The sequence below is a fragment of the Wolbachia endosymbiont (group B) of Hofmannophila pseudospretella genome (assembly GCF_964028515.1).
Lineage (GTDB): Bacteria > Pseudomonadota > Alphaproteobacteria > Rickettsiales > Anaplasmataceae > Wolbachia.
In genome coordinates this window covers 1,036,421-1,052,154 of the sequence record NZ_OZ034788.1, presented here as the reverse complement: position 1 = coordinate 1,052,154, position 15,734 = coordinate 1,036,421, and the positions used below count along the sequence as shown (strand labels likewise).

The following is a 15,734-nucleotide window of genomic DNA, read 5'->3' as shown; positions in this document are numbered from 1 at the left end:
TTAATTTATAGTTACTTGCTACTTCATATAGTTTAAGATACTGTCAATTTATTCACACTCTTCTTAATCAACTAATCTCTCCATTCTTACTACTATGGACAATCCAACTGAAAATGTTGCAATTCCAACCACTATAGCAGTAAGCATTAAGACGTGAGGTATAGGATTGGTATATAAGTGAAAATTTGAAGTCAATATAGGAGGTAAAGAACTTTTTACATACCCTAAAGATATGTAAAACAACAAAACAGATGCTTGTAAGACACTTAATCCCATCATTTTTTTGATTAAGTTTTTATCATTTACAATGATATAGAAACCTAGCACCATTAATATAGTAATGCCTACATAATTATATAGAGTCATTGTTTTTTCTTGCGAGCAAAATTTATATATATGATTAACATGGAAGAAGAGACGGTAAGCAATACACCCAGCTCCACTAAGAAAATACCCAATTTTTGACCTGTTCTACTATCAGCTGACAATATACTATAGGATAAAAAATTTTGGCCAAATAAAACTGTTATAATACCAGCTCCTCCATAGGTTAAAATACCTAGTACGTTAGTAAATTTGATAATAGAGTAAGGTATTGCTTTTAAAGTTGTAGGTATATCAAATAACATAGAATATAATATTATCCCAGAAGCAATAATTATTCCCGCCTGAAAACCTCCACCTGGAGTATAGTCACCATGAAACTGTATGTATAAACCAAACAAAATGATAAAAGGTATCATCAAAAATGTTACTGCACTTAATACCGGATCTTTAATCACTTTCTTTCTCTTCTAATATTAACATTATACAAAGTGCAGCAGTAAAAACTACTATAGTTTCTCCAAATGTGTCATAGCCACGAAAGCTTGCTAAAACAGCTGTCACTATATTAGGAATACCAATAGCTTTTTCAGTATTTTCGACATAATAAGGAGCAACGTGCAAGTGAATTGGAGCATTATGACTGCCAAAATCTGGTAATTGAATCATAAAGTATGATAAACATGCAGTCAAAAATAACATAAAAAAAAGTGTTGTGGGGCTATGAGATAAATTTGCTTTGTAATTCTTTACCAAAGAGAGTGCTGCAAACGTAAAGACTGTGCTCAATCCTGCACCAACAGAAGCTTCAGTAATTGCAACATCTGGCGCATTCATAATCAAGTACATAAGTGCAATAAGTGCACTAAATACACACATTAGAACAGCACTTACAACCAAATGTTTCGAAAGAACTATAAAAACTGTAACCGTGAGTAACAGCAAAAGTAATATTAGATTCAGTATTTCTAGCATCTTAACCTTCTTTAATAGTCTTTACTTTTATAATAAGTACGCGCTAAAATATAACTGTTAGTTGAATTGGCTATCCATATTATAAAAATCAATAATATAATTTTAATAGTATTGATTGAAAATTCATTTTGCCAAGCAAAACCAATCAACAACAACATTGCACCACTAGAATCTGCAATACCTGCAGCATGTAGTCTAGTATAGAAATCAGGAAATACTACTACTCCTATGCTTGAAATGACTATTAAACAAATACCTAAAGATATGAGAATGGATGCTACCATAAATTATCAAAACAACATTAATCTCATTAGTGCTATAGTTGATATAAAGCTGATGCTAGCATATAGCAATGCTATATCAATTAAAAAAAAATCATTCAGAATAATTGATATTGCTGCTATGAGTAAAACTACCTGTGTTGATAAATTATTGAATGCTAAAACCTTATTGTATACATCACTTGACCTAAACACTATACAACATAACATTACACTCATACAGAATAAAAGCGCATAGATAGCAATACTAATCATTTATAAGCTATTATAACCTCTGCAGATTTCTAAATCGGTACTTCTTCATCACTATCTTGATCATCTATTTCATCATCTTGACTTTCTTGACTTATATCCAGACTCGCGTTAAGTTGATGATCAGAAAAATTTAACAAATTTGCTAGCTTACTTGGACTACTACTATAAGCATTATCTGTGTTTCCTTTCATGTGCTCCTTGCACCTTTTCACCAAAAGGTTAAACAACTCATGAGTATTCACCTTCTTTTCTGCTATTTCATATAAAGAAACTATCGTATCCTTATGATCTTTAAACTTAACCATTTCAACGGGATCGCTTGCTCCTGTACTCAAATCATGTGTTCTTTGACTTGCTAGCAGAACCAATTTAAAACGATTGTGTACCCGTTCTACACACTTTTCTACAATAGACTCAACCATAAAATACTACCTTGATAAGCTTTATACTATATCACAAAAAACAAGATGTCAACTTCGGATCTATTGAGATCCAATTCTACATTCTACTTTTTCTTCTTTAGCTTTTACTGATTGATTTTCTGTTATTGTAATTGTTATCTCATGATCAAGCTTTTTCAAAAAACCCAACAGTCTCTCTAAAGAAAAACCACTTGTCTTACCACTTTTAATTTGTGACACCTTTGGTTGATCAATACCAAGTTTCTCAGCCGCACAAGCTTGAGTCCAAGTATTTTTTCCTATAATTTTACTTATTATGCCAAGCAAATTTTTTTTTATTGCTTCACTATCCAGATTGTTTAATGATATTGTTTCCATAATTTTTACTCTCACATACCAACTAGCTTTATTAAATATTATATCATAATATTTAATATACCAATATATTAATACTATATAATTTGTCAATAACTATCTGATACTCAAAATTTTAAATTGACTATAATTTTTATCAACATACTAGTAATTTCAAACTATTATTTTGTAAAAAACTTACTATTAAAGAGAATAAGTTGAAATTGCAAAGTTTAAAACACAGAAATAATCATTTTACAAACTCGTTTTAGAGACTGTACATGATCTCAAGAAAGGAATAAAGCAGGAGATAGAGTATGTAAATTATGAAAACAGAGCAAGATGAGTAGGAGAAAAACTGAGTAGAGTTCTGTAGAAAGAAACAAAATCAAGAAGATTTAGGATGTATTTTACATAGTGCTACAGGTCCTAAAAAGTGGCTTCAGTGAATCAACAATGTTTTCAAAATGGCAAGATTATTTTAATAAATGAAGTAAAAAACATAGCAGAAGTAAAGAAAGTGTTTTGAAACATATATAAAAAAGTAGTTGCAAAGAAACAAATATAGAGGATGTAACTGTAGAGATCTTTGCCGTATTGTCAAAAGGTAAGTCTCTAATACTCTTATAGAAAAGTGTAGACAATTGTGATAAGCAAATTCAATACTAGCTTACAAATCGTCTTCTTGCTTCCACCGCTTTGCTTCTAAAAAGATTATGAATAGACCCTTATATCCGAAATTTATACCTCTATATTTTAATATAGGGATTCATTTTAATTTTTAAAGTTTCTATTTAATGAGAATGCTATATCATATTCGTAATTTAATTCAAATATTTGTTGCTTCTGAAATACTATTTGGTTAGTAAATAAAATCATGTCTAATACAGAAAAAATGAAAAAGGATGTTGCTGTAATTATGGGAAGCGAGTCGGATTATGGCACTATGGTGCATGCTATTAACCTATTAAAAGAATTGGAAATTTCACATGATGTATTTATAATATCCGCACATAGAACACCAGAGAGACTCTTTAATTTTACTAAGTCTGCTCAAGAAAAAGGCTTTAAGGTTATTATAGCTGGTGCAGGAGGAGCGGCTCATTTACCCGGTATGACTGCATCGCTTACTTATTTACCTGTTATCGGTATTCCTGTTCATAGCAAGCAATTAAATGGGCTAGATAGTCTATTATCTATAGTGCAGATGCCAAAAGGTGTTCCAGTTGCAACAATGTCTATAGGAGAGAGTGGAGCATGCAATGCCGCTATTACTGCTGCATCTATATTATCGATTTCTAATAGTGAAATTGCAGATAGATTAAAAAAATGGAGAGAGGAGCAAACTAAAGCAGTAAAAGAAAAACCAACATTATAATGGCAATAGTTCTTTTAGATACAAAAACCATAAATCGTATAGCAGCAGGAGAGGTAATAGAAAGGCCTGCAAGTGTGGTAAAGGAATTAGTGGAAAATGCAATAGATGCAAAAAGCTCAGAGATAGAAATTAGAATAGAAAGTGGTGGGCGTAACCTCATTACTGTGATCGATAATGGTAGCGGAGTAAAAAAGGATGATTTAGAACTTGCGTTTATGCGCCATGCTACTTCAAAATTGAGTGATAGTGAATTGATAGAGATTAAGCATCTTGGCTTTAGAGGAGAAGCTTTGTCTTCAATTGCAGCAGTAAGCAGAATAAAATTATCATCTAAGGCAAGCAAAGCAGATCAAGCATGGTCTATAAGATATGAGGGGGGAGAAAAAATAGAAGAGCTTGTTCCTTATCCTTTATCGACAGGAACATATATTGAAGTACGAGATTTATTTTTTGCCACACCAAATAGACTAAAATTTCTCAAAACCGAAAGGGCAGAAACACAAAGCATTGTTGATATTGTAAACAACTTAGCAATGATCAATTATGGAATTGAGTTTACTCTTATCTCCGATAATAAGAAGCTTCTTAAGTATACTAAGCAGACCTCATTATTTAGCAGGCTATGCGAAGTAGAAGAAGAATTTCATGAAAACTCTTTGCAAATTAGTGAAGAAGAAGATGGCATTAGACTTACAGGATACATCTGTAAACCTACTGTCAATCGTAGCAATTCAACTCAGATCTATATATTTGTTAATGGTAGACCAATTAAAGATAATCTACTTATTGGTGCAATTCGTTATGCGTATCACGACCTTATTCCAAGCAATAGATATCCTTTTGCAGCGCTGCACTTAGAGATACCGTATGATCAAGTTGATGTAAATGTGCATCCAAATAAATCAGAGGTAAGGTTTCAGAACAAGAGGCTAATATATGAAATAGTGAGAAGAGGGCTAATAAAAGTGCTATCAAAGAGAATAGATCTTGCAGAAACTGTATTGGCCCAGACTAGAACAACAACGAATCATCTATCATCAGATCCTTTTAGTAGGTCTAGTCTTAAAAATGAATTTTATGGAAGAAGGTCAGATCCTTTTGAAAACCAATTAATGAGAGAATTTACTTCTCCAAATATAGAGACAAAAAGCTTATCAGAACATTCAAAATCGTTTGATTATACTGGTATGCAAAAATCTCCTCCACGAGCAGAAACTACAATTTTGGAAAGGAAACAAACCGATCTAATAAGGGATTATCCACTTGGGTTTGCACACTGTCAAATCTACAATACTTATATTATTGCTGAGGTAAGAGACAAACTAATTATAGTAGATCAGCATGCAGCCCATGAAAGACTAGTATACGAGTGCTTAAAGGAGAAATCAAGTATAAAAAGACAAAAACTTCTTTTGCCTGAAATGGTTGAAATCAAAAATCAAGCTGGAATGGAAATGATTAAAACTTATAAAGATAAACTTTTTGAGATGGGTTTTGAGATTGAAATTAAATCAGAAAATAAGATCATAGTAAAAGAAGTTCCTGCAATCTTAGGAGCAATAGACACAAAGAGAATGCTCATTGATATAGTGGATAGACTAACAGAAATAGAAGATACATTACCTATAGAGGATAAGGTGAATAAAATACTAGCCACAATTGCTTGTTATGGATCAATAAGAGCAGGCAGAAAGATGAAATTGGAGGAGATGAATGAATTATTGAGGCAAATGGAAAAGACACCTTATTCTGGACAATGTAATCACGGAAGGCCAACCTATATAGAAATGAAATTAAGCGATATTGAAAAGTTATTTGAGCGAAGGTGAGAAGTTATCACAAATATGTATAGATTATACAACTCTAGTTTCGTCATCTCAAAACTCAGATACACAATTGTTTGAACATTGCAATTTGCAGGTAATTTGCATAGTAGATAATGTCATTCCATCACTTGACAATGATTTATTATGCAGCTACTTGATTAAAATTAAGTTTCCTAAATCCCAGGCATTGTCTTTTATGTTAATAATTAATATACAACTAAAGATACTTATCAAAAACGACAATAAAGAATTCAAAAAAAGCTAGAAATTCTGTAGAATTGACCATAACATATAGAAAAAAAGGAAGTGTATGATCACATCCTTCACTCTGATCATTAATTTGTAAACAAAATAGTTTTGCATTTTTTGATAAGATTAAGTAATATCAGCGTATTAGTTATACAATTAATAATTTTTATGGATGAGCGTAATCCTTGGAATCTTGGAAAGAAACCGTCAGGTCCAGGTAATGAAGATATTTTAAGTAAAGCTGTGTCTGATATAAGATGCTTTTTTAATGGCTTAACCAGAAATAGAGGGAAAAAACCTTATTTCATCATTTTCATTGTTTTGTTGTTTTATTTTTGTACTGGTTTCTATATTGTCCATCCTAGTGAGGAAGGTATAGAACTTACTTTTGGCAAATATTCCAATACAGAAACATCTGGTTTGCGCTATCACTTTCCCTATCCTGTTGGTAAGGTTTTTAAAGTGAATGTTAAAGAAGTAAATCGTGAAGAAATTGGCATAAGCAGCTCTTATGGGCGAGATACAGATCGTGGTGAAGGAGTGATGCTCACCGGAGATGAGAACATAGTCAACGTTAACTTTGAGGTCCAATGGAGAGTCAGGGATGCTAAAGATTATTTATTCAAAGTGCGGGATTATAAACCTGGTTTTAGCGTTAAAAATGCTGCTGAAAGTGCTATGAGAGAAATAATAGGTAAGAATACGATCTCTTTTGCACTCGAAGGTCAAGGCAGGGCTGAAATTTCCAGAGATACTAGAATTTTATTGCAACAGATTCTTGATGGATATCAAATGGGTATAGAGATTTTATCCGTTCAAATGAAAAAAATTGATCCACCAGAAAAGGTGATTAGCTCATTTAGGGATGTACAAAGTGCTCGCGCAGATAAGGAGCGTACCATAAACGAAGCATACGCTTACAGTAATGATATTATACCTCGTGCAAAAGGTGAAGCAATAAAGATAAAATTAGATGCAGAAGCATACGAGAATGAAATAATAAATGAAGCAAAAGGTAATGCAAATCGCTTTTTATCTCTTCATGAAGAATATAGACAAAATCCTTCTCTTGTTAAGAATCGTATTTATCTTGAAACTATGGAAAATATTTTTAGCAAGGTAGATAAATTTGTTATAACAGACGATCTAAAAGGTATGTTCTCTTATTTACCTCTTACAAATCTAGGAAAATAGTCATGAGTAGTAATATTAAAATTGTTTTTGCTTTTGTATTTGTTGCATTATTGATTGCATTATCTAATTCAATCTTTGTTGTTCAAGAAACAAAACAAGCGATAGTTATACAATTAGGTAAAGTCGTCAGAGATGTTAAAGACAGTGGTTTATATTTTAAGCTACCATTTATAAATAACGTAGAATTTCTTGATAAGAGAATTTTAGATCTAAGTCCTGATAAAACTCCAAGGGAAGTGATAACTGCAGATCAAAAGCGTATTATAGTAGATGCTTATGCAAAATATAAAATAATAGATCCTATCACTTTTTACCAAACTGTGAAAAATGAATCAGGGCTAGTTAGAAGATTATATCCTGTCATAGAAGCTCACATAAGAGAGAATATAGGAAGATTTTCATTAATTAGTTTGTTGAATGAAAAGAGATCAGAAGTTATGCAATTAATTCAACGTGGAGTTTATTCTGAAGCTGGAAAATTTGGCATAGAAATAATAGATGTAAGAATTAAGAGAGCAGATCTACCAGAAGAAAATAGTTCTGCAATATTCCGCCGCATGCAAACTGAAAGGGAAAAGGAAGCAAAAGAAATTAGAGCAGAAGGAGAACAAGCTGGACAAGAAATTAGATCAAAAGCTGATAAATTAAAAAGGGGAATTGTCTCTAGTGCAGTAAAAGAATCACATGAAATAAGAGGCCGTGGTTATGCTGAAGCAACTAGAATCTATAATGAGGCATTCAAGGTTGATGAAGAGTTTTTTAACTTTTATCGCTCTATGAAAGCTTACAGTAAATCATTTGCTGAGGGTAATACTAAATTTGTGCTTTCACCAAATAATAATTTCTTAGATATTTTGAACAAGGGATGGAAATAGTTTATGAAAAGTAAAGCATTTATTTTATCTATATTTGCATATTTTTTAATTTCATTTTCTTCATATGCTAATCTGTTTGCAAAAACAGTTGCAGATCCTGTATGCAGTTGTAATAAAGGGCTTGCTGATATAGTGGAAGAACTTATTCCCGCAGTTGTAAATATTTCAAGTGAGCAAATAGTTAAGCAAGAAAATAACAGTAGAACTAAAATTCCCTTTACGCCAAGAAATAATTTCTTTGATGACTTTAGAGAATTTTTCGAGCATTTTGATCAATTTTTTGATAGAGCTCCTAGCATTAATAGAGAAGTGACGTTACTTGGGTCTGGATTTATTATAGATAAAAGTGGAACCATAGTAACCAACTATCACGTTATTAAAAATGCCCAAGATATTACAGTTACTATGAACGATAATACTTATTTCAAAGCAGAAGTTTTAGGCTATGATGCAAAAACTGATCTTGCTGTGCTTAAGATTAATTCTGATAAAGATCTTCCTTTTGTTGAATTTGGTAATTCTGATAAAGCAAGAGTTGGTGATACAGTTATTGCAATAGGCAACCCTTTTGGTTTAGGTGGCTCTGTAAGTACAGGAATTGTATCTGCAAGATCTAGAGACATTAGTATTGGTACTATGAATGAATTTATTCAAACTGATGCTGCAATTAATAGAGGTAACTCAGGGGGACCACTATTTCATCTAAATGGAAAAGTTATAGGTATTAATACTGCTATTTATTCCCCATCTGAGTCTGGCGGTAACGTGGGTATAGGCTTTGCTATACCATCTAATCTAGCTATTTCAATTATTGACACATTAAAAAGTGGTAAAAAAATAAAACATGGTTGGCTTGGCGTGCAAGTTCAGCCTATAACAAAAGAATTTGCTGAATCCTTGGGTTTAAAAGATATCAAAGGTGCATTAGTTGCAAGCGTAGTAAAGGGCAGTCCTGCAGAGAAAGGAGGAATCAAAGTAGGTGATATACTATTAGAGTTTGACGGCAAAAAAATTGATAGAATGACGCAATTACCTCATATGGTTTCACGAACTGAGCCCGGAAAGAAAGTACAGGTTAAATTACTTAGAAAAGGTAAAGAAGTCAATATCAAGGTTGCAATCGAGGAATCTACAAATGATGATTCAGGTAATAATCAAGAAGAAAATAAATCAACATCTAGTTATATAAGTGGTTTAACCGTTTCAAATTTGCCAAAAGAACTAAAAAATAATGCACCCACAAAGGGTGTAGTAGTTATTAGTGTAGATAGTAGTAGTAATTCTACACTACGTGTTATTAAGAAAGGTGATATAATTATCCAACTAGATGGAATCGATATTGAAAATACTAATGATTTTCAAAAACAAATTGATTCAGCAGTAAAAAAAGACGGCAAAGATTCAGTAATGCTGCTTATTTATCGCAACGGCAATCAATTTTTCACCTCAATCAAATTGAAGAAGTAGCTATTTATCTAGCTGGTCATGAAAAAATTGCTTGACAAATTTAACTAGCTTCTTTATCCTGGGGGTAGGGTTCTTTCTGTAAATTAATAAAAGTTTATCCCTATACTGAAGACGTTTCCAACGAGATTATGGAAGAACTAGATTTCAGTATTAAGCACAGGAACGACATCATCTATAAGGTGAAAGAGCTGGAGTGGTAAGAAATTCGATAATATAAAGCATTTTTATGCTCAGTTATAAAAGAAACAACTTTCTGTCATAAGTTAATTTATAATTAAATTAGTGTAAAATATAATTATATTTACTTATCATCATTATTAACCAATAATTAATACCCATAAATTAATTATATCTAATCGCAAAGGGAGGTGGAGATGCGTTTTAAACTAGAAAAGGAAGGTATTCTACAAAAAGATTGTAATAATAGAACTGGTCGTAGGGTACCTGCACAAATAAGATTAAATAACAAAACAACATTTAGCCTGAATAGTGCATCTTACATTATCACCGGAGATGATAATCAGCGTTTTAAAATTCTGGATTTGAATAACAGGGAAAGTACACTAGACGACTCATTCCAAGGGCTACAACTAAAGCTACAAAAGGTAGGAAATGATTACAAATTTGCTTTAGTTACTACTTCTGATCAACCTTATTATTATTACTATGATGGCAAAAATACTATCATAGATACTATTGATCATATACCTAAGAATTATACAAATGGTAACTATTTTCACACATATAATCCTAACAGATGTAGTGCTGCTTATGAACCGCTAGAAAATAGCAAGGTTTTAATAGATCCAAAAGACATAATTAGTAGCAAAAATATCACCCTTACTGTTCAGGATCTTCAAAATTCACCTAATAAAAGATTGAAAATAGAAATAGGAGACTATTTTTTTAAGGAATCGCAATATATATACAGATACTATAAGAGTGCTAATGTATATGATTCAACTGGTAGAAAAGTTGGCATATTGAATCATATCTTTCCACAGTTCAGTCTTGCACGCAATACATTCGAGTTATTTCCTTTTTATGAAATTGAGAGCTTGGAAACGCAAGATAACTATTTCGCAGTAAAAAAGTTAGGCAATAATTATGTTGGTTGCATATCGTATGAAAATAGCACATGCAAAAATTTTCATGATTTTAACCCTAATTCTTTTGGGTATGAGCGCGACAATAGACCAGGTCCATATCCTTATTATTACAACTTAGAAAATTTTGATAACTTTTTGGAGGTTGATGTGAATATTCAAGAACATATAAATTTAGAAACAGAAATTGAACTTTTAAAACGCAGAATTGAAAGATTAGAACATACTGGTGTACAAGGTCCTAAAGGTGAGCCAGGTGTAAGGGGAGTAAAAGGTGATATGGGCTACTATGGATTGACTGGTCCTCAAGGTGACAAGGGGGATACTGGATCGTCAGGTGCGCATGGATCAAAAGGCGATCAAGGACCTAAAGGAGAAAAAGGAAATCAAGGCACTAATGGAATAACTCCAAGTATTAATCAAGTTGTTACCGAATTTTCTTCTAAGAGCCTGTACGTGATCTCAAAAAAGGGATAGAATGAGAGGATAAAGTATATAAAGTAGGATATGCGAAGTTTATATCCAAGTGATATAAGTCGAGAAAAGTTTGAGATTATTGTAGCAGATCTGGAGTCTTGCAGGAAGAGGACAAAGCCAAGAACACTTGATTTATATCATGTATTTTGTGGAGTGTTATACGTCTTAAAAAGTGGCTGCCAGTGGAGAATGTTACCAAAAGAGTTTCCAAAATGGCGGAATTGTTACGACTATTTTAAGAAGTGGAGTGAAAAAGCAGATGCAAATAAAGAAAGTGTTCTGGAGCTGGTATTAAAAAAAAATAGTTGGCGTGGTCCGACAAAACAATGGTCGGAAAGAAAAAACCAGCTTCTGCATAATTGATGCACAAAGCGTAAAAAATGCAGATACTGCTGAAGAAAAAGGCTATGATGCAGGCAAAAAGGTTTCAGGAATAAAACGCCATATTGCGGTAGATACACAAGGTTTACCCCACGCAATTTATATAACAACGGCAGAAATAACTGATCGTAGTAGCGCTGTGAGAATGGTTAAAAATGCTAAAGAAAACCTATCTGAAGTTAAAAATATACTAGTTGATGCTGGCTACACAGGAGAAAATTTTGCAACACAAATAAAAGCAACTATTGGCGCTACCGTTGAAGTAATAAAGCGAAACGAATTACACACCTTTGTCGTATTGCCGAAAAGATGGGTTGTTGAGAGATCTTTTGCTTGGTTGCAAAAATGTAGGCGATTGTGGAAAAATTGCGAGCGGAAACTCAACACTAGCCTGCAAATGGTCGTTCTTGCTTTCGCTGCTTTGCTTCTGAAAAGATTATGAACAGGCTCTAACAGAGCCCATCTATATACTTTAGCAGCAGCTATAATGGAAAAAGATCAGCTTAATTCCATGGGATTTTCAGAAAGAATAGCACATTTTTTTGGTGAGCGTGTAAAGCGAGAAGATTCTTTAAAAGCGTTAGTTAAGGGCGTACAAGGTCCTCCAGGCCAAAAGGGTGAACCAGGCCGTAACGGTGAACCGGGGTTAAAGGGCGAACAAGGTTCCAAAGGTAATAAGGGTGATCGAGGTTTTCTTGGTCCAGAAGGTTCTAAAGGAGATACTGGAACGTCAGGTGCGCCTGGATCAAAAGGAGATAAAGGTCCTATAGGACCTAAAGGAGAAAAAGGGAATCAAGGCACTAATGGAATAACTCCAAGTATTAATCAAGTTGTTACCGAATTTTCTTCTAACAGAACCCATCTAAATCCTTTAGCAGTAGCTATAATGGAAAAAGATCAGCTTAATTCCATGGGATTTTCAGAAAGAATAGCACATTTTTTTGGTGAGCGTGTAAAGCGAGAAGATTCTTTAAAAGCGTTAGTTAAGGGCGTACAAGGTCCTCCAGGCCAAAAGGGTGAATCAGGCCGTAACGGTGAACCGGGGTTAAAGGGCGAGCAAGGTTCCAAAGGTAATAAGGGTGACCGAGGTTTTCTTGGTCCAGAAGGTTCTAAAGGAGATACTGGCTCTAAAGGTGACAAAGGAGAGCCAGGTGCACCTGGATCAAAAGGAGATATTGGATTACCAGGTCCTCAAGGTATACAAGGTCCTCCAGGTTTACGAGGTAATAAAGGTGATCAAGGTTCTCCAGGCATACAAGGACAAAAAGGTGATATTGGTCCTAAAGGAGTAGATGGAACTATGGGAATAAAAGGTGATATGGGTGAGAAAGGAGAGATAGGTATAAAAGGTAAACCAGGCCATTTGGGTCAAAGAGGCAACAAGGGAGAATCTGGTTCTCAAGGTCAACCTGGTTCTCAAGGCTCAAAAGGTGAGAAGGGAGATGCCTCAAGTGCTATAGAAATTGCAACTGAATTAGTTACCAGTAAAAAAGCTGAGTTAGGAGCAGCAGTTCTTAACGCAAATGGTATCAAAGGTGAAAATCTCGCAACTCAGATTGCCGGTAAAATTAATCTTAATTCGCAGGAACTTGTGAATAAAATTGATGTAGCAAAACTTACTGAAGGAGTAGTAAGTAAACTTTCTTTAGAGGAAGCAAAAAACATTATAAAAGATACTGTGAGTAAGATAACAAGCGATGCCACAAAGAAAAATAATCCCGATCCTATAGCCTTCCAAAAATATGAAAAATTTGCAGAAAAGCTTGCTAAACTACTTGTTGATAGAAGCAGTATGAGCGAGATAGAAGCTAACAATCTTATAAAAGATAAGGTGAGCGACTGGGCACTTGCTAAGTATCTTCTGCTTCATAGTGATTTAAATAAGCAGCCAAAGGCTCTAGAAATCGTGAAGCAAGAAATAGACAAGGAAAAATTAATTGAGTATTTGCTTGAGTATGCCAAATTAAAAGGCGATGTGAATGCAGCAAAAACAATAGTTGAAAATATTGTTCATCAGTTCTTTGACACTCAAAAAGTAGGTGAAATAGGAAAAGCAGTACTAGAAGCAAAAAATGATCAAGATAAAAAAGTGCTAGTAAATGATCCTGTCTTACGTGAAGGAATAGCAGAAGAGTTGAGACAAAATCCAGGAAAGATAAAAGGTCCAAAAGGAGATACTGGGTCTAAAGGAGATACTGGAACAGATGGATTGTCAGGTGCACAAGGTCCAAAAGGTGACAAAGGAGAGCCAGGTCTGAGGGGCTTCAATGGTACACAAGGTCTTACAGGTAACAAGGGTGAGCCGGGTATAGACGGATTAAAAGGAGATATTGGTCCTCAAGGCATAAAAGGTGAGCCAGGTATAAATGGAACAAAGGGAGATATTGGTCCTAAAGGATTAGACGGAGCCATGGGGATAAAAGGTGATATGGGTGAGAAAGGAAAGATAGGTTCTAAAGGTGACAAAGGAGATACTGGGTCTAAAGGTGATAAAGGTAGAGATGCAAGTCCTGAAAAAGTTGCACAAAAATTAATTAATAATGGCACTATTGCTAATCAGGTGCTTGAATATCGTGACCAAGGCGGAGATTTAGTATTAGAGAAGCAAGTTGCAGGAAGAATTATTAGTAATCAAGATATTCAAACAGGAATAGCCATTGCACTAGCTGATAACAGAATGGAAGAGCTAGCAGATGTGTTACTAAGTGATGCTAATCATACATTAGTAGAAAACCTTGCAAATAATACCGGGCTAACACAAAGCATTGCAGAAGAACTAAGGAAAAATCCAGGAGAAGTCCAAGGTCCAAAGGGAGAAAAAGGAGATATAGGTCCTAAAGGTATAAAAGGTGAGCCAGGTATTGATGGAACAAAGGGAGATATAGGTCCTAAAGGATTAGACGGAGCCATGGGAATAAAAGGTGATAGAGGTGATAGGGGTGAGAAAGGAGAGATCGGAACTCCAGGCACGAATGGATTGCAAGGTCCAGAAGGTCCTAAAGGTGAGCCAGGTCTAAGAGGCTTCAATGGTACACAAGGTCTTACAGGTAACAAGGGTGAGCCGGGTATAAACGGATTAAAAGGAGATATTGGTCCTCAAGGTATAAAAGGTGAGCCAGGTATTGATGGAACAAAGGGAGATATAGGTCCTAAAGGATTAGACGGAGCTATAGGAATAAAAGGTGATAGGGGTGAGAAAGGAGAGATAGGTTCTAAAGGTGACAAAGGTGATATAGGTCTTCAAGGGCCCAAAGGTCAGGTTGGTAGATCTGGTCTTAAGGGTATGCCAGGTCCACAAGGTCCAAAAGGAGATACCGGAGCTCCAGGTGCGAATGGATTGCCAGGTTCCAAGGGAGAAGATGGAATAGGTGCTGACGTTGCCAATCAATTTTTGCGTGAGATTAATCAGACAAGGACTGAAATTAGGGGTGCTAAAGAAGCAGCAGAGGCAGCTAAAAATGCTTCAGAAGGTTTTGCAAACAAAGTCGAAGAACTGCACAATAAAACAGCTAATTTAACAAAAAATGCTAAAAATTTTAACACTCAAGCTTTGCGATCGCAAAGAGACACAGAGGCGCTCTATAGTCAAACAAAAGATATATTTTGTAGAACAAATCCAGCAGATCAAATTTGTGGTGCACGTAGAAAAAGGAGGGAAATTAAAAAGTCATCAGTGACAAGCGGAGCAAGCAGACCAACTTCATTTATACCTCAAATAATAAATTTCTTTTATCCTGCGGTAGGAGAGGATGAATATAAAGTAAAAAATGAAATACAGGAAGTAGCAAAAATAATAAATGCAGCAGATATTGTAACAAAATTTGAAGAAGTATTAGGAGCAACAGCTGTGAAATGTGGCATTTCAAAGAAAAGTCTAAATTTTGATCCAGTAGAACTGCAGTCAACCATTATCAATAAGTCATTACTTAATGATGAAAATCATAACGAGTTGTTGAAGTTCTTGTGTGTAACTGCGAAAAAATCACTCCCTAATTACAAACAAACTAGTAAATGTTTGTTTACTTTTAAAGATCATATGGAAAAAAGATTAAATGAACAACAAAGAGCTTTCGTTAATACTGAAAAAATAATTGCAGATAATGAGCAGCCAAGGAGTTTTATGAGTTATGTTGCTCCTCCTAGTAGCCTCAGTGCCATTAATCAGCAAGTTGTTGGTTATTTAAGGTAATA

Annotated in this window: 15 protein-coding genes; 8 read left to right on the top strand and 7 right to left on the bottom strand. The window is 34.2% G+C overall.

The features are described 5' to 3' along the window. Positions 1-63: 63 nt before the first annotated feature. Genes ABWU24_RS05070 through ABWU24_RS05040 form a run of 7 tightly spaced genes read right to left on the bottom strand, consistent with a single transcriptional unit; the run spans position 64 to position 2,614 of the window. Positions 64-366 carry a cation:proton antiporter subunit C gene (locus ABWU24_RS05070; RefSeq protein WP_010404276.1) on the bottom strand — a complete coding sequence of 101 codons (303 nt, stop codon included), beginning with the start codon at positions 364-366 and terminating at the stop codon, positions 64-66. Beyond that, on the bottom strand, positions 363-782 hold the full coding sequence (locus ABWU24_RS05065) for a Na(+)/H(+) antiporter subunit B (RefSeq protein ID WP_010404274.1): 420 nt from the start codon (positions 780-782) through the stop codon (positions 363-365). Before ABWU24_RS05065 ends, ABWU24_RS05070 begins: the two co-directional genes overlap by 4 nt. After that, positions 775-1,299, bottom strand: a complete 525-nt coding sequence (locus tag ABWU24_RS05060; protein ID WP_341815706.1) for a DUF4040 domain-containing protein — start codon at positions 1,297-1,299, stop codon at positions 775-777. Before ABWU24_RS05060 ends, ABWU24_RS05065 begins: the two co-directional genes overlap by 8 nt. An 11-nt stretch (positions 1,300-1,310) precedes the next feature. Beyond that, positions 1,311-1,583, bottom strand: coding sequence for a monovalent cation/H(+) antiporter subunit G (gene mnhG, locus ABWU24_RS05055; protein ID WP_135352936.1), 273 nt, complete (start codon positions 1,581-1,583; stop codon positions 1,311-1,313). A gap of 6 nt (positions 1,584-1,589) precedes the next feature. Further along, positions 1,590-1,835 carry a monovalent cation/H+ antiporter complex subunit F gene (locus tag ABWU24_RS05050; RefSeq protein ID WP_015588179.1) on the bottom strand — a complete coding sequence of 82 codons (246 nt, stop codon included), beginning with the start codon at positions 1,833-1,835 and terminating at the stop codon, positions 1,590-1,592. A 29-nt stretch (positions 1,836-1,864) separates the two neighbouring features. After that, the gene (rpoZ, locus tag ABWU24_RS05045) at positions 1,865-2,257 is read right to left on the bottom strand and encodes a DNA-directed RNA polymerase subunit omega (RefSeq protein WP_015588178.1); all 393 of its coding nucleotides are present in this window, start codon (positions 2,255-2,257) and stop codon (positions 1,865-1,867) included. A gap of 60 nt (positions 2,258-2,317) precedes the next feature. Continuing rightward, positions 2,318-2,614 (bottom strand): helix-turn-helix domain-containing protein, encoded by a 297-nt coding sequence (locus tag ABWU24_RS05040; RefSeq protein ID WP_015588177.1) that lies wholly within the window; start codon positions 2,612-2,614, stop codon positions 2,318-2,320. An 853-nt stretch (positions 2,615-3,467) separates the two neighbouring features. Here ABWU24_RS05040 and purE point away from each other — a divergent pair. The 8 genes from purE (at position 3,468) to ABWU24_RS05000 (ending at position 15,732) form a co-directional block, all read left to right on the top strand. Beyond that, the gene (purE, locus tag ABWU24_RS05035; RefSeq protein ID WP_015588176.1) at positions 3,468-3,968 is read left to right on the top strand and encodes a 5-(carboxyamino)imidazole ribonucleotide mutase; all 501 of its coding nucleotides are present in this window, start codon (positions 3,468-3,470) and stop codon (positions 3,966-3,968) included. Continuing rightward, entirely contained in the window at positions 3,968-5,797 is a 1,830-nt protein-coding gene (gene mutL / locus ABWU24_RS05030; protein ID WP_353274544.1) for a DNA mismatch repair endonuclease MutL, read from the top strand. The genes purE and mutL overlap by 1 nt, the downstream gene beginning before the upstream one ends. 414 nt (positions 5,798-6,211) lie before the next feature. Further along, complete coding sequence (gene hflK, locus ABWU24_RS05025) at positions 6,212-7,237, top strand: FtsH protease activity modulator HflK (RefSeq protein WP_341815703.1); 1,026 nt, start codon at positions 6,212-6,214, stop codon at positions 7,235-7,237. A gap of 2 nt (positions 7,238-7,239) precedes the next feature. Further along, positions 7,240-8,112, top strand: a complete 873-nt coding sequence (hflC, locus tag ABWU24_RS05020; RefSeq protein ID WP_341815702.1) for a protease modulator HflC — start codon at positions 7,240-7,242, stop codon at positions 8,110-8,112. Between the two features lie 3 nt (positions 8,113-8,115). Further along, on the top strand, positions 8,116-9,579 hold the full coding sequence (locus ABWU24_RS05015; protein ID WP_341815701.1) for a DegQ family serine endoprotease: 1,464 nt from the start codon (positions 8,116-8,118) through the stop codon (positions 9,577-9,579). Between the two features lie 374 nt (positions 9,580-9,953). After that, the gene (locus ABWU24_RS05010; RefSeq protein WP_353274542.1) at positions 9,954-11,162 is read left to right on the top strand and encodes a collagen-like protein; all 1,209 of its coding nucleotides are present in this window, start codon (positions 9,954-9,956) and stop codon (positions 11,160-11,162) included. Between the two features lie 30 nt (positions 11,163-11,192). Continuing rightward, positions 11,193-11,985 (top strand): IS5 family transposase gene (locus ABWU24_RS05005; protein ID WP_341815401.1). Its coding sequence is split into 2 segments (ribosomal slippage): positions 11,193-11,456 and positions 11,458-11,985, totalling 792 coding nucleotides; the frame shifts between segments, so codons are not numbered across the junction. A gap of 45 nt (positions 11,986-12,030) precedes the next feature. Further along, positions 12,031-15,732, top strand: coding sequence for a collagen-like protein (locus tag ABWU24_RS05000; RefSeq protein ID WP_353274540.1), 3,702 nt, complete (start codon positions 12,031-12,033; stop codon positions 15,730-15,732). Positions 15,733-15,734: the final 2 nt, after the last annotated feature.